The organism is Hymenobacter defluvii, assembly GCF_017589435.1.
Taxonomy (GTDB): Bacteria; Bacteroidota; Bacteroidia; order Cytophagales; family Hymenobacteraceae; genus Hymenobacter; species Hymenobacter profundi.
Map to the genome: position 1 here is coordinate 83,196 of NZ_JAGETX010000010.1, position 23,173 is coordinate 106,368.

The 23,173-nt window shown below is 56.3% G+C and carries 18 protein-coding genes and 1 pseudogene; 11 read left to right on the top strand and 8 right to left on the bottom strand.

The features are described 5' to 3' along the window. Nucleotides 1–263: 263 nt before the first annotated feature. Nucleotides 264–863, top strand: a complete 600-nt coding sequence (locus J4D97_RS16475; protein ID WP_208308523.1) for a recombinase family protein — start codon at nt 264–266, stop codon at nt 861–863. Nucleotides 864–940: 77 nt separating this feature from the next. On the opposite strand, the gene J4D97_RS16480 is transcribed toward J4D97_RS16475, so the two are convergent. From J4D97_RS16480 to J4D97_RS16505, 6 genes are all read right to left on the bottom strand, one after another. Then, nucleotides 941–3,190 carry a xanthine dehydrogenase family protein molybdopterin-binding subunit gene (locus tag J4D97_RS16480; protein ID WP_208308524.1) on the bottom strand — a complete coding sequence of 750 codons (2,250 nt, stop codon included), beginning with the start codon at nt 3,188–3,190 and terminating at the stop codon, nt 941–943. Between the two features lie 32 nt (nt 3,191–3,222). After that, nucleotides 3,223–4,275, bottom strand: a complete 1,053-nt coding sequence (locus J4D97_RS16485) for an FAD binding domain-containing protein (RefSeq protein WP_208308525.1) — start codon at nt 4,273–4,275, stop codon at nt 3,223–3,225. A gap of 14 nt (nt 4,276–4,289) precedes the next feature. Next, nucleotides 4,290–5,291 carry a 2Fe-2S iron-sulfur cluster-binding protein gene (locus J4D97_RS23885; protein ID WP_347879358.1) on the bottom strand — a complete coding sequence of 334 codons (1,002 nt, stop codon included), beginning with the start codon at nt 5,289–5,291 and terminating at the stop codon, nt 4,290–4,292. A gap of 223 nt (nt 5,292–5,514) precedes the next feature. Further along, nucleotides 5,515–6,444, bottom strand: a complete 930-nt coding sequence (locus J4D97_RS16495; RefSeq protein WP_208308526.1) for a replication initiation protein — start codon at nt 6,442–6,444, stop codon at nt 5,515–5,517. A 1,092-nt stretch (nt 6,445–7,536) separates the two neighbouring features. Continuing rightward, on the bottom strand, nt 7,537–11,601 hold the full coding sequence (locus J4D97_RS16500; protein WP_208308527.1) for a toprim domain-containing protein: 4,065 nt from the start codon (nt 11,599–11,601) through the stop codon (nt 7,537–7,539). Next, nucleotides 11,567–11,944 (bottom strand): hypothetical protein, encoded by a 378-nt coding sequence (locus J4D97_RS16505; RefSeq protein ID WP_185284464.1) that lies wholly within the window; start codon nt 11,942–11,944, stop codon nt 11,567–11,569. Before J4D97_RS16505 ends, J4D97_RS16500 begins: the two co-directional genes overlap by 35 nt. A 161-nt stretch (nt 11,945–12,105) precedes the next feature. Between J4D97_RS16505 and J4D97_RS16510 the strand changes: the two genes are divergently transcribed. The 7 genes from J4D97_RS16510 to J4D97_RS16540 all read left to right on the top strand — a co-directional run bounded on the left by J4D97_RS16510 (nt 12,106) and on the right by J4D97_RS16540 (nt 18,309). After that, complete coding sequence (locus J4D97_RS16510) at nt 12,106–12,780, top strand: hypothetical protein (protein WP_208308528.1); 675 nt, start codon at nt 12,106–12,108, stop codon at nt 12,778–12,780. A 70-nt stretch (nt 12,781–12,850) separates the two neighbouring features. Then, nucleotides 12,851–13,273, top strand: coding sequence for a hypothetical protein (locus J4D97_RS16515; RefSeq protein ID WP_185284466.1), 423 nt, complete (start codon nt 12,851–12,853; stop codon nt 13,271–13,273). A 69-nt stretch (nt 13,274–13,342) separates the two neighbouring features. Beyond that, nucleotides 13,343–13,639: a hypothetical protein gene (locus tag J4D97_RS16520; protein ID WP_208308529.1), complete on the top strand. Its 297-nt coding sequence runs from the start codon at nt 13,343–13,345 to the stop codon at nt 13,637–13,639. Further along, nucleotides 13,590–16,238 (top strand): VirB4 family type IV secretion system protein, encoded by a 2,649-nt coding sequence (locus J4D97_RS16525; RefSeq protein ID WP_208308530.1) that lies wholly within the window; start codon nt 13,590–13,592, stop codon nt 16,236–16,238. The genes J4D97_RS16520 and J4D97_RS16525 overlap by 50 nt, the downstream gene beginning before the upstream one ends. Beyond that, entirely contained in the window at nt 16,235–17,377 is a 1,143-nt protein-coding gene (locus J4D97_RS16530) for a hypothetical protein (protein WP_208308531.1), read from the top strand. The genes J4D97_RS16525 and J4D97_RS16530 overlap by 4 nt, the downstream gene beginning before the upstream one ends. Before the next feature lie 144 nt (nt 17,378–17,521). Next, nucleotides 17,522–18,010, top strand: coding sequence for a hypothetical protein (locus J4D97_RS16535; protein WP_208308532.1), 489 nt, complete (start codon nt 17,522–17,524; stop codon nt 18,008–18,010). A gap of 68 nt (nt 18,011–18,078) precedes the next feature. After that, a complete protein-coding gene (locus tag J4D97_RS16540; protein WP_208308533.1) occupies nt 18,079–18,309 on the top strand; it encodes a hypothetical protein in 231 nt (76 codons plus the stop codon). Between the two features lie 178 nt (nt 18,310–18,487). Here the strand turns inward: J4D97_RS16540 and J4D97_RS16545 are convergent. Together J4D97_RS16545 and J4D97_RS23770 are read right to left on the bottom strand one after the other, a co-directional pair. After that, nucleotides 18,488–18,985, bottom strand: a pseudogene (locus J4D97_RS16545) (recombinase family protein). A gap of 108 nt (nt 18,986–19,093) precedes the next feature. Beyond that, a complete protein-coding gene (locus tag J4D97_RS23770) occupies nt 19,094–19,219 on the bottom strand; it encodes a hypothetical protein (RefSeq protein WP_279592452.1) in 126 nt (41 codons plus the stop codon). A gap of 95 nt (nt 19,220–19,314) precedes the next feature. Between J4D97_RS23770 and J4D97_RS16550 the strand changes: the two genes are divergently transcribed. The 3 genes from J4D97_RS16550 to J4D97_RS16560 all read left to right on the top strand — a co-directional run bounded on the left by J4D97_RS16550 (nt 19,315) and on the right by J4D97_RS16560 (nt 22,904). Further along, entirely contained in the window at nt 19,315–19,722 is a 408-nt protein-coding gene (locus J4D97_RS16550; protein WP_208308534.1) for a GlcG/HbpS family heme-binding protein, read from the top strand. A gap of 608 nt (nt 19,723–20,330) precedes the next feature. Beyond that, nucleotides 20,331–21,488: a glutathione-independent formaldehyde dehydrogenase gene (locus J4D97_RS16555; protein WP_208308535.1), complete on the top strand. Its 1,158-nt coding sequence runs from the start codon at nt 20,331–20,333 to the stop codon at nt 21,486–21,488. A gap of 414 nt (nt 21,489–21,902) precedes the next feature. Then, the gene (locus J4D97_RS16560) at nt 21,903–22,904 is read left to right on the top strand and encodes an IS701 family transposase (protein ID WP_208308536.1); all 1,002 of its coding nucleotides are present in this window, start codon (nt 21,903–21,905) and stop codon (nt 22,902–22,904) included. Nucleotides 22,905–23,173 lie beyond the last annotated feature (269 nt).

A 23,173-nucleotide genomic window follows, 5' to 3' on the forward strand; every position in this document is an offset into this window, starting at 1 on the left:
GGCGGCCGCCTAGCTGCCCTTGTCGGCCAGCGACTGGGCCGCGTTGGATGCTGCCTTTCCCCGCCCCGGTAAACGCAGGCCGCTGGAGATGCTGTAGTGCCTGGTAGGCGTGTCTTATACGTCCCGCTAAACGGACGTTTTTCCAAGACGCACGCCGCCGCCGATCCGGTAGCGGTCTGTCTGCTTGGTTTTGTCTCGCTTCCTGTTCTCAGCAATCAACAGCTCAGTATCTTCGTGCCCTTTGACTTTCTGAGAACACACCGATGATTTTTGGCTACGCCCGCGTGAGCACCGCTGACCAGCAGTTGCACCTACAGACCGATGCCTTGCAAGCCTATGGCTGCGATGAGATAGCCCAGGAAAAAGTATCTTCAGTGAAAGAGCGGCCGGCGCTACAACACTTACTCACGCGGCTTCGCGCGGGGGATACCCTCGTGGTGTGGAAACTCGACCGACTCGGGCGCTCGCTCAAAGACCTGGTGACCTTGGTGACCGGTTTTCAGGAGCGCGGGGTGCAGTTCATCAGTCTTCAGGACCACCTGGATACGACCACTGCCCAGGGCAGGCTTATGTTTAATCTGTTTGCTTCCCTAGCGGAATTCGAGCGCGATATAATTCGGGAACGCACCAAAGCGGGCTTAACGGCTGCGCGGGCCCGCGGTCGACAGGGCGGCCGGCCCAAGGGGCTGTCGAAAGAAGCGCTGTCGAAAGCGCAGGCGGCGAAAACATTGTATCTGCAGCAGGACAAAACGGTGGCCGAAATTGGGCAGTTGCTGGGCGTAGGCCGCGCCACCATTTACCGTTACCTTCTCCTCCTAGGCGTGCCCACGGGCGGGAGGGTAGCCACACTACCAAGCGCTTAGCGTAGGGATATAGCTAACACTTGATTCGCTGGTGATGGGGTGCTACGCCAGAAGCCAGGAAGCCGTAATACCTGGGGTTACGTTTTCAATACTTTATTGGGGGTAAGCGGTAGGGAGCGGTAGCGTCGGCCCGTGGCGTGATAGACCGCGTTGGTGATGGCCGCGGCGGTGCCGACGCAACCAATTTCCCCAATGCCGCGTGCCCCCAGTTCGCTGATATGGGGGTCAGGGATGTGGAGCCATTCGACCTGAATGTCGGGTGTGTCGGCCATGCTGGGTACGTGGTAGTCGGCTAGGTTGCGCACCACGGCTCGCCCGTTCCGGGAGTCGTAGTGGGTGGCTTCCAGCAGGGCCGCCCCTACCCCCATGGACATGCCCCCCAGAATTTGTGAACGCGCCGTCTGCGGGTTCATTAGCCGGCCTACATCGTACACCCCACACAGCCGGGCCACCCGAATGGAACCGCTGGCCTCGTCGACCCGCACCTGGGCAAATACGGCCCCAAAGGAGTAGAACGAGTACTTCTCCCGCTCGTCGCCCGGCTTCGCCCCGTCCGTCGCAACGACAGAAGGTAGCTTAGCCCGACGCAGGATTTCGCCGTACGCTTCGCCTTTGCGGGGATCTGCCCGCAGCACCAGGCGCCCTTGCCGGGCTTCAATGGCCTCGGCCGCCGCACCAAACAGCGGCGACTGCGCATCGCGCACAGCGATGCGTGTGAGTGCCTCCAGCACCGCCCGGGCAGCCGCCTGCGCGGCCGGGCCGACCGTCGCCGTAGTGGTGGAGCCTCCCGTCGTGGGGGCCGAGGGCAGCGAGGAATCGCCTAATGCAAAGCGCACCTGCTCGACGGGTAGGGCCAAGGCATCGGCACTGATTTGCCGGAAGATGGTGTAGGCACCGTTGCCCAGTTCGTGGGTGGCGCTCTGCACTAGCGCCCGCCCGTTGGCGAAAATAGTGGCGCGGGCCTGGGCCTCTTTCCGGCCCGCCGGGTACATGGTCGTGGCCATACCGTAGCCCAGCAGCTGGCTGCCGTCGCGCATGGAGCGCGGCTGCGGGGTACGCGCATCCCAGCCGATGAGCTGCCGGCCCTGCGCGTAGCATTCGCGCAGGTGCTTGCTCGACCAGGGCTTGCCGGTTTCGGGGTTCTGCTCCGCGTAGTTGCGCAGGCGCAGCTCTATGGGGTCCAGCTGCAGCTCGGCGGCCAACTCGTCCAGGGCGCACTCCAGCGCCCAGCCGCCCACGGTTTCGCCTGGCCCACGCATGGGGCAGGGAGAGGGCAAATGCAAGTGAGCAAGTTGGTGGGTAAAGCCCATGTTGGGCACGGCGTACATCATCCGCGACACCCGGGCGCAGGGCTCAATGTAGCCGCTGGACTGCGATGAGTGCGTGAGCGTGTCGTGGCGCAGGGCCGTAATCTTGCCGTCCCGCGTCGCCCCCAACGATACAGTCTGCTGGGTAGCGGCGCGCTGCCCGGCCACGGCAAACATGTCCTGCCGGCGCCACTCTATTTTCACTGGCCGGCCCACCAGCCGCGCCGCCATGGCCGTGAGCAGCGGCGGCGCATACAGCCAGCCCTTAGACCCAAACGCGCCCCCAATGAAGGGGCAGATGATGTGCACGCTTTCCTGAGGTAGGCCCAGCGACGTCGCCATCACCTCCTGCAATACTTCCAGGCCGCGGGTGGTGTCGTAGAGGGTAAGAAAGTCGGTGCCGTTGCGCTTCTCCCAGCGGGCAATCGTGGCCAGCTGCTCGATGGGGTTGTGGTGGGTAATGGCCGATTCGTAGACGTGCCGCAGCTTCACCGGCGCGGCCGCCAACGCGGCATCGGGGTCCCCAACGGTGACCTGCAGCTTCTCCTCGTCGTTACCCAAAAAGGTTTCGGGCCGGGTGGTGCGGCTGGCGGCAGCCATCTTCAGTTCGGGCGGCTGCTCGTCGTAGGTGACGCGCACGAGCGTGGCCGCATACCGGGCCCGCTCGTGGGTATCGGCCACCACCACGGCCAGCGGCTGGCCGGCGTATTCCACGGTGGCGTTCTGCAACGGCTGACGGGTCTCCGTGATACCCCCTTCGCCCCGAAACAAGGTGCCCCCGACCTTCTCGGGGATGGGGTGCAGGCGGGGGGCATTGTCGTGGGTCAGCACGGCCAGCACGCCGGGGGCTTTGCGGGCCGCGTCTATATCCAGCGTGCGCACCGTGCCGTGCGCCCGGGCGCTATCTACTACGGCGCCGTATACCAGGCCCGGCACCTCCCACTCGGCCGTGTAGCGCGCCGCACCGGTGACTTTCAGGCGTCCGTCTACGCGGGGAAGGGGTTGTCCAGTGGCTTGCATCGGGATGGGGTTGTAATGATCAAAAGGAGGAGCTAGCGAGGTCCGGCCACCTGGCCGGCCATGCCGCCCACGCTGGCCGCGAAGGCCGTGCCGGCCGGTCCGGCCAGGGGGCGCAGGCCGCTGGTTTCCAGTAAGGCCCGCACCAGTAGGTTGCGGCCCATCGGAATCTTGTAGGCGTTATGCGCCAGCGGCTTGGCGTCGGCAAAGGCCGCGTCGGCGGCCGTGCGGAACAGTTTTTCCGTGGGTACTTGTCCCGCGAGCATTGCTTCGAGCTGGGGCAGGCGCCAGGGTTTGTGCGCCACCCCACCCAGCGCCACGCGCACCCGGCGAATGGTAGGGCCGTCTAGTTCCAGCGCGACGGCGCACGAGACCAGCGCGTAGGCGTAGGAGGCACGCTCCCGCACTTTCAGGTAGTGCGACCTGCCGGCAAAAGCCGGCAGGTCAAGGCTGGTAATCAGCTCCCCGTGCGTCAGCACCGTGTCGAGGTGGGGGATAGTGCCCGGCAGGCGGTGCAGCTCGGGAAAGGCAATGGTACGCGGGCCATTGGGGCCACTGGTTTGCACCTGGGCATCCAGCGCGGCCAGGGCGACGGCGACATCGCTGGGATGGGTAGCGATGCAGGCAGCAGAAGCCCCGAACAGAGCATGCACGTGGTTGTAGCCGTCCATGGCCGCGCAGCCGCTGCCGGGTTCACGCTTGTTGCAGGCCTGGGTCGGGTCGCGAAAATACGGGCAGCGGGTACGCTGCAACGGGTTGCCCGCCATGGAGGCCACGTTGCGAATCTGCACCGAGGCACCCGCCAGCAGCGCTTCACTCACGGCCGTATACTGCTGCTGGATAGCGGGATGGTAGGCCGCCGCCGTGTTGGAAACGCCCGCGCCGATACGCAGCCCGCCTGCCAACGGGGTAATCTGCTGGAGCGGCAGGGCCGACACATCGACCAGCAGCGTAGGCCGGTGCACGCCTTCCTTTAGCAAATCGACGTGCGAGGTGCCGCCGGCAATGAAGGTCGCGCCCGGATTCTGGGCCACGGCGGCCACGGCTTGGTTGGTGCTTTCGGCGCGCTGATACTGAAAAGGATGCATAGGCTAGGTCGGCGTTACGCCCGCTGGACGGCCTGGATGGCGGCGATGATGTTGGGGTAGGCCGCGCAACGGCACAGGTTGCCGCTCATGGCTTCGCGAAGCTCCACGGCCGAGCCCGTGGGGGTGTGGGGGTCTTGCAGCAGGGCCGCGGCCGCCATAATCTGCCCCGGCGTGCAGTAGCCGCACTGAAAGGCGTCATGTGCCAGAAACGCTGCTTGCACCGGGTGCAGCTCCTCCCCCCGGGCTAAGCCCTCGATGGTCGTGATGCGCTTACCCTGGCTCATGACGGCCAACGTCAGGCACGAGAGGGCGCTTTGCCCGTCGAGGTGTACGGTGCAGGCCCCGCACTGGCCATGGTCGCAGCCTTTTTTGGTGCCCGTCAGGTGCAGGTTTTCGCGCAGCGCATCGAGTAGGGCCACGCGTGGGTCGAGCTGCAGGTGGTGGGACTGGCCGTTAATGGTGAGCACCACGGAAACTTGGTCGCCGCTCGCTCCCGCGGCGGCCGTTGCCGCGGTGGGCTTATCGGTTGAACTGTTGCCGCAGCTGGGTAGTAGCAGCAAAGCGGTGGCGGCCAGCGTAGCCGTCACAAAGGTGCGTCGCGAGAGCCTTCCTCCCTCTGGCTTCTCATTCTCGGCTGTTGCAGGTGATGTGTACAACGCTTCCAGGGCGGCCAGTACCTGACCTGACTGCAGGTCTTGGCCGGGGGGCACCACCGTTTTCCAGCGTACCACGCCCTGCTCATCCAGCAGAAACAGGGCGCGCTGCCCGGTCACGCCAAAGTGCGCAGCCAGCGTGCTGCGGCAGTCCAGCGAATGCCAGTCGTCTGTTGCCGTGTCGACAAAGGCCGCTCCGCCGCCGAATTCCTGCGCCAAACGCGCAAAAATAGTGCTCTGGTGGGCCAGCATCGGGTTCCACTCGTCGGGGGCAAACGCCAAGATGACGGGCTGACCGCGCAACGAGGATAACGGTGAGCCACTGGGTAACACACCGTCCGGCGCGAGGTCACCGGTTTGCACAGCTTGGAGTAGGGGTCGCCCCATCGGAATCGTTCTACGTGAGTAATCTCAGCAGATACGCACTGGCGCCTGCTACGTTGTGTCCTTGAAACAGGCAGGCGCAGCGCAGCTACAACACTGCCTATCGGGAGAGTGTAGTTTCATCCTTCAGGCTGAGCTAAACCCAATCGTTGGCCATCTAGTAGGTCGGCCTCGAAAAAAGCGCAGCGTATTATCAAGCTAACTATCGAAGCCCTTGCATCTTAAGGAACAAGCCGCCAGGGTTCTTCGTAGCTTTGATCTTGTCGGTCTTGAGCTTAAAGATAAAAGAAAACAAGGCCTCAGTGTGCGTAATGGATTGTAGTATCTGCTGCACGAGGCCCGGCTCCTCAATGCCCAGATTTTCCAGGTGCTTGCGGGCGGCTTGAGCTTTTGCGTCCTCGGCAGCCAACTCAAAGGGAATGGGCAACTGCTGAGGTCTTACCTGACTCACGTAAAACTTGATGCTCTGATAGGAACGGCCTTTTTTCAGCAGTTCATACTTAATACTCAGATCCGTGTGTTCATTGATCTGGGTGGTGGCGATGTCCAGCACGTATTTCTGTAAGGCAGAAATCTGCGCATACTGCTCGGGCTCCTTGCCGGTCGGGTCCTTGAGCTTGAGCATGGCCTTGAACTCATCTAAAGAGTATGTTTTCGTCTCGCCGATGTCCTTCCACTGGGAGGCAAGCTGGTAGATGCGCTTCGCATACTTGCTGGAAAGATTAAAAGCAGCCTGCAAGCGGTAGCTAGTGAAGTTGCTTTTCAGGTCAATCAAATACGGGCGCATGCGCTCGGAAATCTCTAGTTCAATGGTACCTTCCCCCTTGCGGTACAGGGCAGAAGCAAGTAGGCTGACTTGCAACAGGGTCTTGCCAGTGTCAATATGGTAGACCCTGCTATTGAGGTTCTCGGTGGATTCGAGTAGTTGCTTGTAGTTCCAGGTGCGGCCGGTGAGCTCCATTAGTTCCTGTACGCGAATCTCGTAGATCGTGCCGGCCTGGTCGTGTTTCGTGAGCTTGGAGAGCAGGGAAAAGACAATATCCATCTCGCAGGCGCTCATTTCGTAGCGTGCGGTCGTTAGCGCATTGTGCTGACGAATTTCAATTGGCGATAGAGTCTCAGACGCAGCCATAGGTAATAATTCTAGAGCATAGAGTAAGCAAACATACACTTTTAACCGGGAAATAATAGACACATAATATTGATCTATTAGTAATAGTTTTTATAAGTCGCCTCTCACTTATAAAAACTATTAGTTCGACTTATGAAACCTATTAGTTAGCCATCCGCATCTTTTGTCAAGACTTATAAATTCTATTAGTTTGAAATGGAATGATGTGATGGCATCCTTACTGACTTGATACTTATGACTCATGAAAATCAATTAAATGATGTAATTAATAGATGTGCATATCTTACCTATTAGTTAACTTATGAAAGCTATTCTTTAGACTTATGAAATCTATTACTAAGCTTATGAAACCTATTACTAAGCTTATAAACTCTATTATTTCACTTATAAAACCTATTATATTTTGCTTGTAAATAACTGATAATATGTATTTTATGGCCTCTGCAAATACTAGTAAAATCATAAATACTCACAAGCTTGTTGAAAGTGGGGTACAAAAGCTTATAAAAGGTGTGTGGTTGAGGATAAGACGAGAAAAAACAACAAAAAAGGAGGCACAAAGTAGTAAAAAACGTGATTGCACTTTTTAAAGATTTTTTTGCTTTTTTCTACTGCGAAGTGCTTGTATCACTCATATTTGAGGTTATAGCATGCAAGCTATTTAGTCTAATTAATAGGTTTTATAAGTCTTTTCAGTAGGATTCGTCAAAACTAACAGTTAGTTGTGCAGGTACACATTACCACATTGATACAGTGCTGATAACTATACAATAGAATGTTAGAAAATCATCTAATTCCTGATTAAAGGCATCCGCTTGGTTACGGTATTCAACTGTTGCCACGACTCAATCATGTACTAAAAAGCCGCTAAAGGCATTGATAAGACTCAAAAGGAGTAAGCAAGGTACCTTTAGACTTATAAAAGCTATTAGTTAGCGAATTGTCCTATCCTCTCTCAAGAGCAAGACTATTCCAACTAATAGCTTTTATAAGCGCTCGAAGACGAAACATGCTACATAATACATGTAGCTCTTTTCATTCAATCTGTTGATTATTAATTGTTTATGAGTAAGTGCACAAAGTTGAACATAATCAGCGTTCAATTTCAGCTTCCTTAACTCTACTAGGTACTGTAGCGAATTGGGCAGCTTGCCGCCGTTCAGCGCGATCTGACGGCGATTCTTCTACTGTGACTCCCATCTGCTGTCCGACTTTATCTAATGTCTGACTAACCCGCTCAATTTGTGGCTGTCCAGTATTATACAGGATAGGAATTTCGCTGTAGCGTTGGCTTCCTTTCTCACTACTTCTTATTTCGCCTACAGTTGCACCTGCCTGCTGCAAATCCTGCTGGATACGTGTCACCTTCGAGGTTTCAGATTCTGCCCGTTCTAAAGGCTCCGCTACGCGCACTAGTGCAATCTTTTCCGCTGATTGCGTAACGTCTTCACTGTTAGTTTGTTTAGTAGCAGGTAGTGTTCTTTCTTCCCGTGCGGTACTGTCGTGGTACTTATCAGGTGTGAGCTGCTTGTCGGTTAGCTGTTCAAAGTGTGCTTGCTGCACTACCTGTGTAGCATGCTGACGGCTGTGAATAACCCCATTGAACTCATGCACTTGAGTCGTATCGCCGCGAGTAGATAGCTCATCTAAGGTTTGACTAATAGCTACTACGTGAGGATGATCTACTCGGTACACTACTTCTAAGTGGCGCAGAGGCTCCTGCGTGAACGGCTGGGCGACCGTGGCTATGTCACTCACCTGTGCACCCTTTTGGGACAAGGACAATTGGATTTGCAGGGCAGTTTCTAGCGACTGATCACCTCTCACTTCTACCAATGCTTGGCGCTGGCCCAATGGCTGCATACGCTCCGGTATTGTCAGCAGCGCAACCGGTACCGCCTGCGCCTCATAGAGCTGCTGCCGCCGGGCTGCCTGGTCTACCTCGTAGTCAACTACACGAATTCCGGGCTGACGAGCTAACTGATCCAGCGTCTTACTAAGTGCGGCCGCTTCGGGTTGGTCTTGACGGAAGGAGAAGTGCACCCGGTTTTCTTGTACACCCTCATTGGTTGCGTACGGCCGCTCACCAGGTGGTAGCGACGCCAGCGCTCCACGTCCTGCTAATGTTTCCTGAATGGCTGCCGCATACACGGTGTTGCTGGGCGCTAAGGGGTGCATAGCTGGCTCCTGCACGACTACATAGCCCGCAATTTCACGTCCTACTGCCTGACCTGTTGTAGTTGAAGTAGCCTCACGTGTTGGTAAAGAGGCAGACTCCTTTGCGAATTGTGGTGCCTCAATTACAATCATTGGTACTCGACTCAACTCGGGTACTATACTCTCTTCCTTCTTTCGCGTAACAGGAACAGGTTGTAATGGTGCCTGAGCAGCTGCGCGCTGCCGGTCTACTGTATCCTGTTCCCGTTCTTCGACGCGAATGCCCGGGTAGTTGTGCGCGGCGTTTGTAAGTGTCTGATGTACTTGGGCGATAGTAGGCTGGTCGGTGCGGTAGTGCACCAGAAAGGAACTGTGACGAATACCCTGTGCATCGGTTATGCTGGTTATCTCCCCTGTTTGCACAATGCCCGCCTTCTCCAAAACCGCTTGTAGTCGTTCAGCCCGATTAGTTGGTGTGGGAGTTAATTCTTGCACGTGGATGGTCGCTACCTTTTCGACAGTGTGTGCGTCATTTGTAGAGCTTTTGCTGGCTTCTACCTCAACGCTTCTACTAGGTGATTTTCCAGCGTTACTACTCTCTTGCTCTGGCGCTACCCGTCGGGCTGGCGCTGGCTGAGCAGCCTCAAATTCTTTGAGCAAGACCACCCCCGCCTCACGCAGAGCCGTGTAGAGCTGCGGATCCCGGCGTAAGGTTTTATCCTGCTCCCGCTCCGTAACGATTACACGGGCTGTTTTTTCCAGGGCATCTAGGGTTTGACTGATAACCGGTGCCTGTTCTTGACGCAGATCGTAGGTTACGGCTACTTCTGTTCGGATGCGGCCGCTGGCAAGCGTAGCCTGCAACTCCCCTACGAAGGCTCCTGTTTGTTGCAGAAGCTTGGCAATCTGCTGCGCCTGCGTGGTTTTGCCTTCAGCCGGCCGTTCTTCATCGATCAGCAACATCGCTTTTTGCTGGCTGTTGCCCGCAACGATTGACTGCACCGCAGCATCAAAAGCTTTGTCTTCTTGCCTTCTTTGCCGGACAGCTGCTACATCGGCCGCTGGCTGTTCAGAAACATGTACGGAGGCAGCCGTAGCGGTGCTCGTCATGGTTTTTTCGCCTTGAAGCCCTGGGTTTTCCAGAATGCGTACAGCCGCTCGTAGTGCCTCCGTTTGCGGACTGTCAGCCAGCCCACGCACTTTTTCCGTACTATCCAGTGCGTGACCTACTACTACTCGCGAAGCGCCGGTGAGGTGGGGTTCTTGATCAATTACCCGCACGACTTCCCGTAGCCGAGCGGCTACTACCCCCTGACCGCCCTCCTCTAATTCCCTGGCCACAACAGTGGCGGCTGTTTTGAATTGCTGGTGGACCTCCTCCAGGGTAGGTGTAGCGCGCACCGCTACCGGTGGTTCGTTGCTGGTCGCTACCGGTGACCCTACCAATACGCGCACGGTAGTACGCTCCTGCTGCTGGCGAGCCTTAAGTACTTCGGGGCTGTTCTCGGCTTGTTGGCGCTCAGCTTCCCGGCGTTGTGCTTCTTGTCGCTGCTGTTGCTGAAGTGCTTCTGCCTGCTGTTTTTGGGCTTGCTGCGCCTGCTTCTGCTCGGCCTCAAACTGCCCTTGTCGGCTGATTTCGGCAGCACTCAGCCCTTTGTTTTTCAGCTCTATATCTTGATTATAATCTTTGCTGAGCGGATATTCCACGCGCAGGAAGTTGGCTACTACTTTCTCCTGGCCAGCGGCACGTTGGGCTTCCCGCTGACGGTATAGCTCCTGCGCAATAACTTCCAACTGGCCCGTATCGGCATTTGGCACCACTAGGCGCACCACCGTCTCTTTGCTGCCGGTGCGTTGCACCTGCATGCTCATGGAGTTTTCGCCATCCTGAGTAGCGTTGATCCGACCAACTCGTTCCGTCAACTCCCGGACGTGCGTGGCGCCCTCGTGCGCTTTTTCGTGCTGAAACGATACCCGTAGAGCCGAGTGATATTTTCCTACTGCCGTGGCGTGCCACTGCACGGAGCGGGTTGCATCCTCGTAGGTTGAATGGCCCTCTAGTTCCTTGGCCGTACGCGGGGGCTGCAACTCATTGAGGTAGTTGATATTGAAGCGCCTGCCGCCCGCATCTTTATCATTGGCCAGCACTGCTTCGTGGGGCTGATGCTTGTCAATCACGCGTTGAATCAACTCCATCTGGCGCTCGGTAGGCGTACCCGTGGTGGCCACGTAGATGGTATTGCGACGGTCAGTGTCCTGTTTAAGCTGATGATAGCTCATGCTGTCCAACGCCGACTCACTAATGACGACGCGCTCTACCTTGGTGCCTTTGCCTTCCGTGGGGCTCGTGGCAAAAATGCCATCTTTGGGCACCGCCAGCAATTGCCGGAACCCTTCGTTTTTCTGCTCGACGCTGGCAATACCCCGTTCGTTATACAACGGGAAAGCTACATTACGATGCCCGTTCTGCTGCGCCGTGAAGACCCTACCCTGAAAGGCCGGATTATCAATCGTCTCGTCGGTGAGGCCACGCTTATGCAAATAGCTGCGGTCGGTCAGTTGGGGCTGCACGCCCAGCACCTCCAGTACCAACCGTGCCCGGCGTTCCGCCTCACTCTCGTTCGGTGCTAGAGCTATTGAGCGCGGTGGACCGGAAATAGGCGATTGTCGTTCGGGTTGGGGCTGGCCTAAGTAGTCGCGCAATTCTTGCCGTACCTGGCCTAGGTTCAGCCCCGCCCCTCCCCCACCCCGGGCCTTCACAAAATCGATGATGCTTCCTTGGTCCCGCTCGTCGTGCGGATTGAGGTACACTTGGTGGTCACCCTTGCGGGTAACGACGAGCTTCTCCTCCTGCCGCGATAGTTCGACGGAACTGCTGCGCTCTTTGTCGATGTGGTAGCCGTAGCGGTGCTGCGCGTAGGATACCAAGTCTATCGACTGTTTGAACCGGGTGAGTTCGTCGGGATCATGCTCCCTCGGGGTTGTTGGTTGAGTTGTCATGCTGAGCTAGCTGGGCGTTGAACAAGTCCAGCAGCTCTTGATTCGGGAACACGAATTTGTAGTGTCGCTCATTGTCCGCGCTGTCTGTTCCAATCAACTCGGCGGGAAAGTCGAACTCCTTCAAAATCCGCTGAACCAAAAGCGGCGCCGGCTTGCGAAGCTTATTGTTCTTGAGCGTGACGAGCATCGAGTAGTTGATAGCCGGCTTACGGGTAGCGGCCCATTCTTTCAGCCCTCCGTGCGGGAAGGAGCGTAGCGCAATCTGCACGAAGCGCAGACCTTCAGAATAGGGAACGAGTAGGTGCGGGCTAGGAAAAGCTCGATGAAAGGAGGACAGCTGCATAGCGACGAATGGGGCGAGGTAGAATCGGGATAGAATTCAGGTGTGGGTACCTTGAAAGTAGTGGCAAAATTTCAAGGTCATTCCTGCCCATGCAAATTAATCCCGAGTCAACTCCTTGGCCGCTACGCAGCTTGTGCTGAACTCTACATCAAATATACACTTTGGACAAACTTTTAAAAAACTTTGTTAAACTTTTGGATGAACTAATTATATCCTCTATACTTGCTCATACTCTTATGACTAGCTGGGCTTTACCGATTTGCGCGGTTGGCAGTAGTGCCCTCCTGATTGGGCTCATCATCTGGTGGCGATACTACAGCAGTTCCGCTCGTACGCTAGCAGAAGAAGAGGCAAATGAAATGTGTATCCCTGCCAATCACGCCTCTATTAAACAGTTCACCTACGCCCTTTCCGACTACCTACCCACTCCGTTCCCACCCTCAACTGATTCTCCCACCACTCCAAACACTACTTTCTACCCAATCTCGGAACACGCGGCAGTTCATCGCCTCACTCAGCCTACCGCGAGCCCAGCTGCCGCACCCGCTCCGACAACAAAAGACGCAAAGCCTACTGCTCCTGCTGAAAAGGCACCCGTAGCTAATGCAAACCTAGCTACCAAGGTGGCCGCATCTAATTCCAATACTGCGGTAGCTGCTACTGTTACACCCCTTCCGCCAGCACTGCTGGATAATGTTGTTGGCGCTGCTACGGAAGTGATGTCAGCCAAAGAGAAGCGGCGCCTGAAGCGTGGTATCGCTACTATCGATTTTCAAACGACGGTCAGTTGCACTAGCCCCGACGAAACGGCTCCTGTGATGGTAGAAACCGCCTAGTAGAACTGCTGGATTGATTTCATGGGGTTTATACCCCCTCGTTTATTCTTCCACTTTATTTCTTCTACTCATGCGTAAACGTCTTGTTACCCTGCAAGCAGCGGCTCAGGCAATGGTTGGCCGCACCCTGACCAGTTGCCTGCAATTGGCCAATCACACGCTCTACTTCCGGCCCAAAAGCCGCTGGGAAGCCCGCGCCCAGGCGTTGCTGCTTGCCTTACTGGCAACGCAGCAGGCCGCGCTGGCCCAGGGAGGCACGGCTGCCGCCCTGAACAAGGTGCAAACGACTATTTTCACTATTGTGCAGGTGGTCTTCATCATCCTGATCAGCATTGGCTTGGTGCGGGTGGTGATGAAGTTTGCCAACGGCGCCCCGGATGCGCTTTCGTCGCTGGGGTGGCTGGTGGGCGGTGTGGTGCTGTGGTTTGGCTTCCAGTTTTTCAAGAACGACCTGGCTTCGGCTATCGGCGGCACGGGCGGGGTTTCACAGTAGGCAAGCGCAGTAGCACCTACCGGTATGCAATCCTACAAAAGCATTGAACGACCAGCCCAAGTTTTGGGAATGAATCTACAGGACTTGGGCTTGGTCGTGGGGCTCTTCATTGGATCTATTCTGGGGCTGGGAGTTGCTTCGTTGGTCGTGCATGTGCCCACGCTTCTCTACCTGATCATTTTTCTGCTCACCCTGGGCCTTCTGATGGGGCTGCGGTATCTGGCAAAGCACAAACCGCCCGGCTTCTTGCTGGGGTGGCTGGCTTTTCAGTTGGTGCAACCCCGACGAATTGCGCTGGGCTTAGAATCCGTGCAACATGAAACAGATCAGAACCACGTCCTTCCGGCAGGCCGACCCAGTCTTTAGCTTTGAGCAGGATAAAGTCATTTTCCGAGACGGGCGGGTAGGCATCGGTTTTCTGGTGGAACCCGCTGAAATGGAGAGCTGGGAGAAGAACGACTACGAAAGCGCGCAGCAGGCATTAATGAACCTGCTGCGCATTTTTCCCGCCCAAACCATTGTCCAGAAAACGGATATCTACTACGATCGGGTAGCAGGCTACCAGAATACAGCAGCTACTTACTTCGAGAGTAAGATGAATGCGCACTTTGCGCCGCGGCCGGTTCTCTACCATAATTCTTACCTGTTCGTCAGCTTTGCCCCAACGGCAGAGCAAACACCGACGCGCACCAATGCCTTGAATGCGCTGATTGCGCGCGGTGGCGAAGCCATTCAGAAAAATCCGTTTGCCAGCCTCCCGCTCACACTGGAACTGGCCGAGCGCAACTCAGCGGAGCTGCTGCAATCACTGCGGGTACTGAAGGGGGTAACGCTCACCCGACTAAGCGAGAAGGAAATCCGGCGGGTGTACGCGCAGTACTTCAATCTGGACTTTGAGCACCAGCCCACCCAACCGGCTCGGGAACTGTCTAACGGCGGGGCTACTGGCTTGCGCCTCGGAGAGCATCAGATCAGTGTGGTTTCCATGATTGGGCAGGGAACCGATTCTTTTCCGGCAGTAGCGGGTGGTAAGGGCTACAACGTAACGCAGCCCATGATCTACCCACTCACCCACTACCTGCAGTGCCCCCATATTCTGACGCAGGCTTTTCTGGTAAATGACACGCGCACAGCTCTTAAATCTCTGGATAATGACCGAAAGCTGAACAAATCCCTGGCCCGCCTGGCCACGCAGGATAATATCCTCCGCTCTGAGGAAATTGAGTTATTTACGGCGGAGGTGCGCGCCGAGAACAAGTCCATCGTGGGCCTGCACACCTCCGTGCTGCTGTGGGAGAGCGACGCACGCGCCCTGCGCGAAAACGTGGAGAAAGTCACCAGCTCCTACCGGCAGGTATTCGGGACAGAATCGGTCGTAGAAAGCTTCCTGGCGCTCTACCTTTACTTTGGCCTACTGCCCGGCAACGCCTACCAGATTCCGGATCGGTGGCTGACCACTTCCACCGACCGCGCCCTGTGCTACCTGCACTGGATTACCTCCTACCGCTCCGATAAGAAGGGAGAGTACCTGTGTGACCGGTTTCGCAATTTGCTTAAGGTCAATCTCTTCAATACAAACCTGGATAACCAGAACGCTGTGATAATTGGGCCTTCTGGCTCCGGAAAGTCATACTTCTTTGGCAATCTGGTTGTGCAGCGTTTTGAAAAGGGAGCCCGTCAGATCATCATTGATATTGGGCTGGGAGCGGGCCTGGGATCCTACCGCAACGTGGTGCAGTCACTAAACGGTGCAGATTTCGAGAATACCTACTTCGAGTACGACCCGGAAAACCCCATTGAGTTCAACCCCTTTCTGATTCCCCACAAGGGAGAAAATGGGCCATGGCTCTACAACGATGACAAGCTGAACTTCCACTTGACACTCATCTCGGCGCTGTGGAAGGGCACGACCAGCGGCAATCAGAAGATCGAGCTGGACAAGTCGGAGCGGGCCATTATCGGCCGCTTTCTGAAGGAGTACTACAAGACGCACCTCAACCAGCACGAGCGGCTGGGGCAGGTGGATGAAGAATTTCCGGGCATGCAGGGCTTCTTTGACTACCTGACTAGCTACCATTACCGCATGTCGCAGCCCGCCCCAACGGGAGTCGTGGATGCGGATCATCAGCTGCGCGTGCAGCACGGTATTGATTCCCGTTACATCGATTTTCCGCAGCTTTTCCTGATCCTGTCGGAGTTCGTGGCGGGTGGGCGCTACGAGAAAGTGCTCAACGCCCGTCGCGACAAGGACTTAAGTCAATACCACCTCATCTGCTTCGACTTGGCGAAGGTAAAGACCGACCCTACTCTGTATCCGGTCGTGGGGATGCTGATTACGGAATTGGCGCTGGATTTATTTCGCCAATTTCCGGACGACGTCAAATACATTGCCCTTGATGAGGCGTGGGCGCTGCTGGCCGGCGTGCTGGAAGAGTTCATTGTCAGTATGTACCGCACCATTCGCAAAACGAATGGCAGCATCACCATCATCACGCAGGGAATCAAGGAAATTACAGATTCTAGGATTGGCTACACCCTGATTGATAACAGCTCCACCAAGATCATCCTGCGGCACTCCAACAAGGATTCGCTAGACCGGATACAGGTGCCGCTTGGTTTCACGGCTCACGAAATGGACTTGTGCCGCTCCGTGCAGAGCGGGGACGGCTTCCGGGAATTCTTCATCAAGCAGGGTTCCAAAGGACAGATTTACGCTTTAGAAGTATCACCCCAGCTCGATGCCATTCTTTCTTCAAAGCCAACCGAGCGCAACTATTTGAATCGTTTGGTAGAGCACTACAAGCGGGAAATAGCGGTGCCTGTGCGTGATAAAGAAGGTCGAGTGGTACTGAATCCGGAAACAAATGAGCCCGTCATGACCACCTTTGTGCAGAAGCGTCTGGCGCCGGCGGTTGATCAGTTTGTGGAAGATAAGATGGCGCAACGGGGGGCGCTGGCGGTATGATCTCCCCTACCCTGCTCCTGTTCGTTGATGTTGACCCCAAGTTTTTCACGGCTTGCGAAAAGTCGCTTATTACGGTACAGCATCTTTGTCAGGGCGTGCTCATGCCCAGCTTTCTGGGTATTGCGCTGATTGCAACTATCGGACGGGGATATCTGCAAAGCAATTCGCTTTCCATGGACTTTGGTCCTCTATTGAAAGGGCTGTGGCTTTACCTGTTAATCGGCTTTTACAGTGAGTGGGCAACGCTTATTGGCGATGCTATTGGAGGCTTCGTAGGGTTGTTGCGCCTACCTACAGCTGGTGACTCAGCCGGGCAGGCTATTTATCAGATACTCACGCCGGGGGCCCTGACGCAAAATTCGGCTGGGCAGACAGTCAGTATGGCCGAATTTATTGATCGAGCTGGCTCGTTGCTAAGCAATTTGAACGACGCTTGGCAATCATTCAGCTTTGTGGGCCTGCTCACGCGCTTTTTTACTGCCACAACAGTACTAGTAGTGCGCAATGTGATGCTGTATATCCGGCAGTTCGTACTCGGGTTCCTATACGTTTCGGGTCCCATCACATTGTCCTTATCTGTTATTCCTGCTTTTGCACAGTTAGCAAAACACTGGCTGCAAAACTTCGTCTCCGTCCACTTATGGTCATTGACCTTTGCAGTTTTAGATCTGCTCTACAGCTTCTACGCCCAGCAGCAGACGCAGGTAGGGCCTATGTTACCCGGTACTCAACAAGCCGACCAAGACACTAGCTTCCTGATTATGTCTGTAGCGTTTGTGGTGCTCTACTTCATGGTTCCCTACCTGACCAGTCTTGTCATCGGTGGCTCGGCCGTGCAAGGATTTTTGGCATCATTTGGTGGCATGGTGGCAGGAGCTGCCACAGCGGCGGCAGGTGTTGCAGCCCCTGGTGGGGGCGGCCTGTCGAGCGCGCTCGGGCGAATAATGGGCAACGGCCGCAGTGCAGGATCCGGTGGAGGTGGCAATAGCGGAGCAGCAGAAGGCCATAGTAATGCTGAGCACATTGCTACGACCCCAGCAGCTGAGAATTCAGCGGCGGCTTCGCTCCCGCGCGTCACGATGGCGGAAGCGTTAAACCCTACTTATCAGCAACGTAGCTCTGGCATCTGGACGCGCTAATACGTATTTTACTTTTTCACTATTGCCGATAGGTCTATGAAAAAGCTCCCGTTTCCCCATGCATTTTCAGTTGCTTTTGCAATGAGCTGCTTTCCGCTCTCCGCCTTGTCACAGCAACGTACACTACCCTCTCTGCCTCCAGCCGTGAGCGTTGACATCCGGCCTGTGCTGGAGTCGTGGGTAGCTACCTTGGATCTACCCAGCGTTGCCAGCCAAAAGCGCGTGGAGTTAGTGAGTTTGGAGCAGGGCGCAGCCAAGCCTATGCTGCTCAACCGCCCCTCCCAATGGCCACGTACTAGCGCAGCTGAACCAGTAAAGCTGGCTGGCTATCGGGTACCCTTTACGGCCGTAGTGCGCAACGTGGCTAAGATGGGCGGTGATCCCATCCTGCTCTCTTGCTACGTTGCTGCTAGAAGAGATACACTCACGCCGTTCATCGTCGAATCACTCAGCACTGACTCTGCTATGGTTCGGCGGTATGGGGCGCCCCAGCTGATTGCGCCTAATCGCACCTTCACCGTCAGCGGCTTTTTCTACTGTTACGCCAGCACATCGCCCACGGTGGTCTTTAGCTATCCCTACTACCCAAGCGCGGCAGGTAAGATTACGCTGCTAGTGAAGCCTTTGCGGTAGAGTGAGGCTGCTCGCTTCATGCTGCTCTCTACCACCGTTTGTTCTTTCACTCCTTACTCAGTTTGCGGATGGAAACTTCAGTAGCTCCTGTAAAAGACTTAAACAAAGCCTTCTCCACCATGCAGATCGTCGCGCTGGCTTCGGCCGTGCTGAGCACTGTGGTCGTCGTGGCGGCAGGCTTTCTGGTGTGGTACGCGTTCAACGTGAGCGGCCAGCGCGTGTACGTGGTAGGCAATCAAGGCAGCTTTTCTGCGCTGGGTACGTCGGCCGAAGAGCACAGGGTGTTGTTAAACAAATAGGGTAAAACCTCCGAGTCCATGGCTAAAAGGGGTTCTTCTTCCCAAAGAGCGGATTTACACGCTAAGCACTTTTTAGCTTCTGGGCGTAATTGTAGACGGTGCCATAGGCCAGGTCTAACTGCTTGATGACTTGATTCATAGATAAGCCATTGTGCAGAAGCTGCGCAATGGCCTCCTGCTAAGACTGGGCCAGTGGCGGACGGGCCACATGCTTGCCCTGGGCTTTGGCCCGGGCCATGCCGGCGCGCACGCGCTGGCTGATGAGCGCGCTCTCAAACAGGGCCAGCGAGGCCATGACGTGGAACACCAACTCGCCCATGGGCGTGGTCGTGTCGATGTTTTCCTGGTAGGAGACGAAGTCCACCCCTAGGCTCTGGAATTCCTTCGGCGCGTTGACCAGCGCCTGGGTCGAGCGGGCAAAGCGGTCGTAGCGCCGGACCAGCACCGCGTCGAGCTACCGGTTCTTGGCCGCCGCCATCATCCGTTTGTACTGAGTTCATTCCTCGCTGGTACCCGAGGCCTAGTCCACGTATTCATCGACAACGGCAAAGCCGCGGCGCTGGGCGTACTCGCGCAGCGGCCGCAGCTGCGTTTCCGGGGCCTGCCCTTTGTCGAGGGTGGAGACGCGGGCATAGAGCGCCACGCGGGTGGGCTGGTCGGTCGGGTTGGCGGGCATCGGAGGTTATCAAAAAGGAGTTCCTTGTTGATAGGCATCACGCACCCGCTCTACAGCGTAGCATCAGTCTTTCTCAGGCAGTACTATAACCTTCTTTGATAACCGGGCTTAGCGTGTAAATCCGCCCTTTTGGCAAAAGAACCCCGGCACCAACGCGTCAAAGCGCACCGCATCCAGGCCGGTCGCTGCCCGCCATTGCCACACGGTGCGCAGTTCTGTAATCAAGAGTTTCATGCCCAAAAAAACCGCTCTCAATCGCAACAACTCTAACTGAAATACTGTTTATCGGCAGAAGCCTTTCTCGTTTTCGCCTCTCATCATTCAATTTTATGGATATCTCCCTTGAATTAGCCCAACAAGCCGTCCATGCCGCCCACCAGAAGGCCCTGGACCTGGGCGTGAAAATGAATATTGCCGTGGTGGATGCTGGCGCCAACCTCACGGCCTTCATCCGGATGGATGATGCCTGGCTGGGCTCCATTGACATTGCCATTCGAAAAGCTAAAACGGCGCGCTATTTTAATATGCCCACCGGCGACCTGGGTCAGGCTTCTCAACCCGGCGGCTCGCTTTACAACATTGAGCACTCCAATGGCGGCCTGATTACCTTCCCGGGTGGCATTCCTATTCTCGACGCCAACGGCCGCGTGATTGGGGCCATCGGGGTTTCGGGCAGCACTGTGGAGAACGACCATGCGGTGGCCGAAGCGGGTATGCACGCCGTAGAAAATCAGTAGTGGCCTAGCCATCTGCCGTAAGCCTTGCAGCCGGATTGCTCTTGAGGTGGTCCGGCTGCTTTGCGTTCGGCCAAGTTACACGTCTTAGTGGGCGGGGCTGCACGGGTAAAATCCGAGCATAGCTCGGCATGTCAGCCCCACTATCCGTTAGTACGTACTCCTCCGTACCTCCGCTCTATAGTAGATGTGTTGCGATGGAGCAAGTAAGGTGTTAGGTGAACACTCCAGAGGCCGGCGCAGACTTCGTGCAGTTCATCATAGCGTTGGAGAGCATCAAGAAGTGGGGGGCAGTGGTGCTCACCCGCCTCCTGGCTTAACGTGGGAAGTCGTACTTCCTGGTGAAAGCGAGGTGCCGTTCAGCCGCCCCTTGTCCTCCTACCTTGGATATTGCCCGACTGCCCCCCACGTTTGATGCTCTCCATAAATCTCTGTACACCACTGCCCGGGGTGGTCCAGCTTAGCTGGACCACCCCGGGCTTTACTGGCTGAATCGACAACCTCAACCATACCAACGGGAGGAGTTGTTCATCCGCAAAAAAGAAAAAGTTAACCTTCTGCCGATAATGCCGTTGCTGTGAGGAGTAAGTCAACCATTTAAGCTCAATCTCATGAAAGCACTTGTTTATTACGGCCCCTTGGACGTGCGCGTGTCCGAAATGCCCGACCCTGAAATTGAGCAACCCACTGACGTGCTGGTTCAGATAACTACCACCAACATTTGTGGCTCCGACCTGCATATGTACGATGGCCGCACCAACATCGAAGCCGGCCGGATTTTTGGCCACGAGAACATGGGCCGGGTTGTTGAGGTCGGTAAGGCAGTGATGAAGGTCAAAGTGGGTGACATGGTGTGCATGCCGTTTAATATTGGTTGTGGCCACTGTAAAAATTGTGAGCGCAAACTCACTGCGTTTTGTCTGACGATGAACCCCGGTTTTGCCGGGGCGGCCTATGGCTTCGCCGGCATGGGACCGTATGAGGGCGGGCAGGCTGAATACTTGCGCGTGCCATACGGGGATTTCAACTGCCTGATATTGCCCGAGGATGCCAGCGAGAAGGAAAACGACTACGCTATGCTTTCCGACATCTTCCCGACGGGCTACCACGCCACGGAACTGGCGGGGGTAAAACCGGGCGAATCGGTGGTCATTTACGGTGCCGGGCCGGTTGGGCTCATGGCCACGCTGTCGGCCCGCATAAGAGGTGCCGACAAAATCATGGTGGTGGACAGCCACCCCGACCGGTTGCGGCTAGCGGAGGAATTGGGGGGCATCCCCATCGACATGTCGAAAGGCTCGGCCGTGGACCAGGTGCTGGACTTGACGGACGGGCAGGGGGCCGACCGGGGCTGCGAATGCGTGGGCTACCAGTGCTGCAACAAACACGGTCAGGAACAGTCGAACGTCACGATGAACGAACTGGTCCAGGCGGTGAAAGCGACCGGCTCCATTGGCGTGGTGGGCGTTTTTGTGCAGGAAGACCCGAAGTCCAAAGAGGAACTGCAGAAAAAAGGCCACATGGACTTCGACTTTGGCAGCTTCTGGATGAAGGGGCAAAGCATCGCCACGGGCCAAGCCAACGTCAAATCGTACAACCGGGAGCTTTGTGCGCTGATATCTTCCGGTAAAGCGAAGCCGTCCGCCATCGTCTCCCACGAGCTTTCCCTAGACGAGGCCCCCGATGCCTACAAGCACTTTAACGCCCGTGACAAGGGCTGGACGAAGGTGGTGCTGAAACCCGGCAAAACGAGCAGCAACAAGAAATAAGCGGCAAGCCCGGAAACCGGAGCCGGGCGCGGTTTTGAAACGACGGACCGTAGCAGGCTCATCCTGTTGCGGTCCGTCGTTTCAGTGGTAGCTTGAACCAACCCAAACGGGTGGACGCGCCGTGCTGACGCCACCTTGCTCACGGCGTCCGCCACAACGTCGTCGTTCACGCCCACCGCAAACCGGCCGCTTGCAAGCCGGCCTTCTGATAGGGGGCGCGCTAAAGCAGGAACAGAAATTCCCGCTAGGGCGGACAGCGGGCTACGCAACTGGCGGCTACAGGGTACTCTTGAGGCGTTGATGGGCGTCGGGAAATGGGCCCACCGCCGGCTCCTTGTTGTACCAGCGCCGGCGAAACCAGAAGGCAATAGGACTTACGCAAAATGGGGTTATTTTAGGTAAAACGTTGCTGCTATGTTGACCCAAACCCACTACATCGAGTATTTGCTCAGTACGCCTAAAAACTACACCTGTACCAACCTGGCCGACCATCTGCCTGACATCAGCCACGACCAGGTGAACCGCTTTTTACGCACCAGCACCCTGCCGGTCAGCCAATTACGGCAGCTAGTGCAGCCCCTGTTGCACGACTCGCCCGAGGCCTTTTTGCTGGTCGACGACAGCGTGCAGGACAAACGCTACAGTCGCTTCATCGAATTGACCAAACGTCAATATTCGGGTAATGTCCACGGCATGGTGCGGGGCATTGGCCTGGTTAATCTGGTCCACAGCAGCGGGCAAGCCGGGGATTTCCTGCCGCTGGACTATCGCGTGTACGCCCCGGACCAGGACCGGAAAACGAAAAATGACCACTTTGTGGATATGTTCGACCAAGTGGTAAAAGAAGATAAGCTACTGGCGCGCACACTCTTATTTGACAGCTGGTATGCTGGGAGCACGAATTTAAAAAAGATTCACCGCGCGGGCTGGACCTTTTTTACGACCTTGAAAAGCAACCGTCAGGTGAGCGTAGCGAAGGAAACCGGCTATCAAGCCCTGGACACCCTGGAGCCGCCCGCGCAGGGCTGGAGCAAGGGCGTCGAGGTGCGGTTGCAGGAAGTACCCTTTGCGGTAAAACTCTTCAAGCTGGTGGCCACAAACGGCGACATTGAATGGGTCGTTACCAACCACTTAGCGGCTCATATGACGCGGGAGATGGTCCTCGATGCCGTGCAGGTGCGCTGGCAGGTGGAGGAGTTTCATCGGAGCTTCAAGCAGTTGACGGGGGCCGAGAAATGCCAGTGCCGGAAAGCTAACGCGCAGCGCAATCACCTGACCTGTTGTTACTTGGCTTGGGTTTCGCTTGCTCAACATGCGCGGCGCTTGGGGCAGACGATGTATCAGGCTCACCAACAGCAATGGGCACCCTACTTGCGACAGTTACTTCAAAAACCAGTCATTCAAGTACTTGCTTAGCAGAGTGCGTAAGTCCTAGGCAATATTCACCAGGACAAGTAGCGCTGGTACTACGCGGTAGCCCGCGCCTTGATTCGCTGTCCGCTTCGACGACCACCTGCCGCGTTTTGCCACTAGCGAATCAGCTTGGGGGATGTTCGGAAATTAGAAAACGGAAAATATTCTTGCTGGGCCGGCACGGGTCCTCCCCGTCAGCAAGGCAGTTGATAAGCAACCTAAAACAGCGGTTTCTGAATTTACGCCACGCCAACAAGCTGCGTGTCAATAAG

Coding starts and splice junctions, on each gene's coding strand:
- J4D97_RS16475 (WP_208308523.1), top strand. CDS start 264: ATGATTTTTGGCTACGCCCGCGTGAGCACCGCTGACCAGCAGTTGCAC.
- J4D97_RS16480 (WP_208308524.1), bottom strand. CDS start 3,190: ATGCAAGCCACTGGACAACCCCTTCCCCGCGTAGACGGACGCCTGAAA.
- J4D97_RS16485 (WP_208308525.1), bottom strand. CDS start 4,275: ATGCATCCTTTTCAGTATCAGCGCGCCGAAAGCACCAACCAAGCCGTG.
- J4D97_RS16495 (WP_208308526.1), bottom strand. CDS start 6,444: ATGGCTGCGTCTGAGACTCTATCGCCAATTGAAATTCGTCAGCACAAT.
- J4D97_RS16500 (WP_208308527.1), bottom strand. CDS start 11,601: ATGACAACTCAACCAACAACCCCGAGGGAGCATGATCCCGACGAACTC.
- J4D97_RS16505 (WP_185284464.1), bottom strand. CDS start 11,944: ATGCAGCTGTCCTCCTTTCATCGAGCTTTTCCTAGCCCGCACCTACTC.
- J4D97_RS16515 (WP_185284466.1), top strand. CDS start 12,851: ATGCGTAAACGTCTTGTTACCCTGCAAGCAGCGGCTCAGGCAATGGTT.
- J4D97_RS16520 (WP_208308529.1), top strand. CDS start 13,343: ATGAATCTACAGGACTTGGGCTTGGTCGTGGGGCTCTTCATTGGATCT.
- J4D97_RS16525 (WP_208308530.1), top strand. CDS start 13,590: ATGAAACAGATCAGAACCACGTCCTTCCGGCAGGCCGACCCAGTCTTT.
- J4D97_RS16530 (WP_208308531.1), top strand. CDS start 16,235: ATGATCTCCCCTACCCTGCTCCTGTTCGTTGATGTTGACCCCAAGTTT.
- J4D97_RS16540 (WP_208308533.1), top strand. CDS start 18,079: ATGGAAACTTCAGTAGCTCCTGTAAAAGACTTAAACAAAGCCTTCTCC.
- J4D97_RS23770 (WP_279592452.1), bottom strand. CDS start 19,219: ATGAAACTCTTGATTACAGAACTGCGCACCGTGTGGCAATGGCGGGCA.
- J4D97_RS16550 (WP_208308534.1), top strand. CDS start 19,315: ATGGATATCTCCCTTGAATTAGCCCAACAAGCCGTCCATGCCGCCCAC.
- J4D97_RS16555 (WP_208308535.1), top strand. CDS start 20,331: ATGAAAGCACTTGTTTATTACGGCCCCTTGGACGTGCGCGTGTCCGAA.
- J4D97_RS16560 (WP_208308536.1), top strand. CDS start 21,903: ATGTTGACCCAAACCCACTACATCGAGTATTTGCTCAGTACGCCTAAA.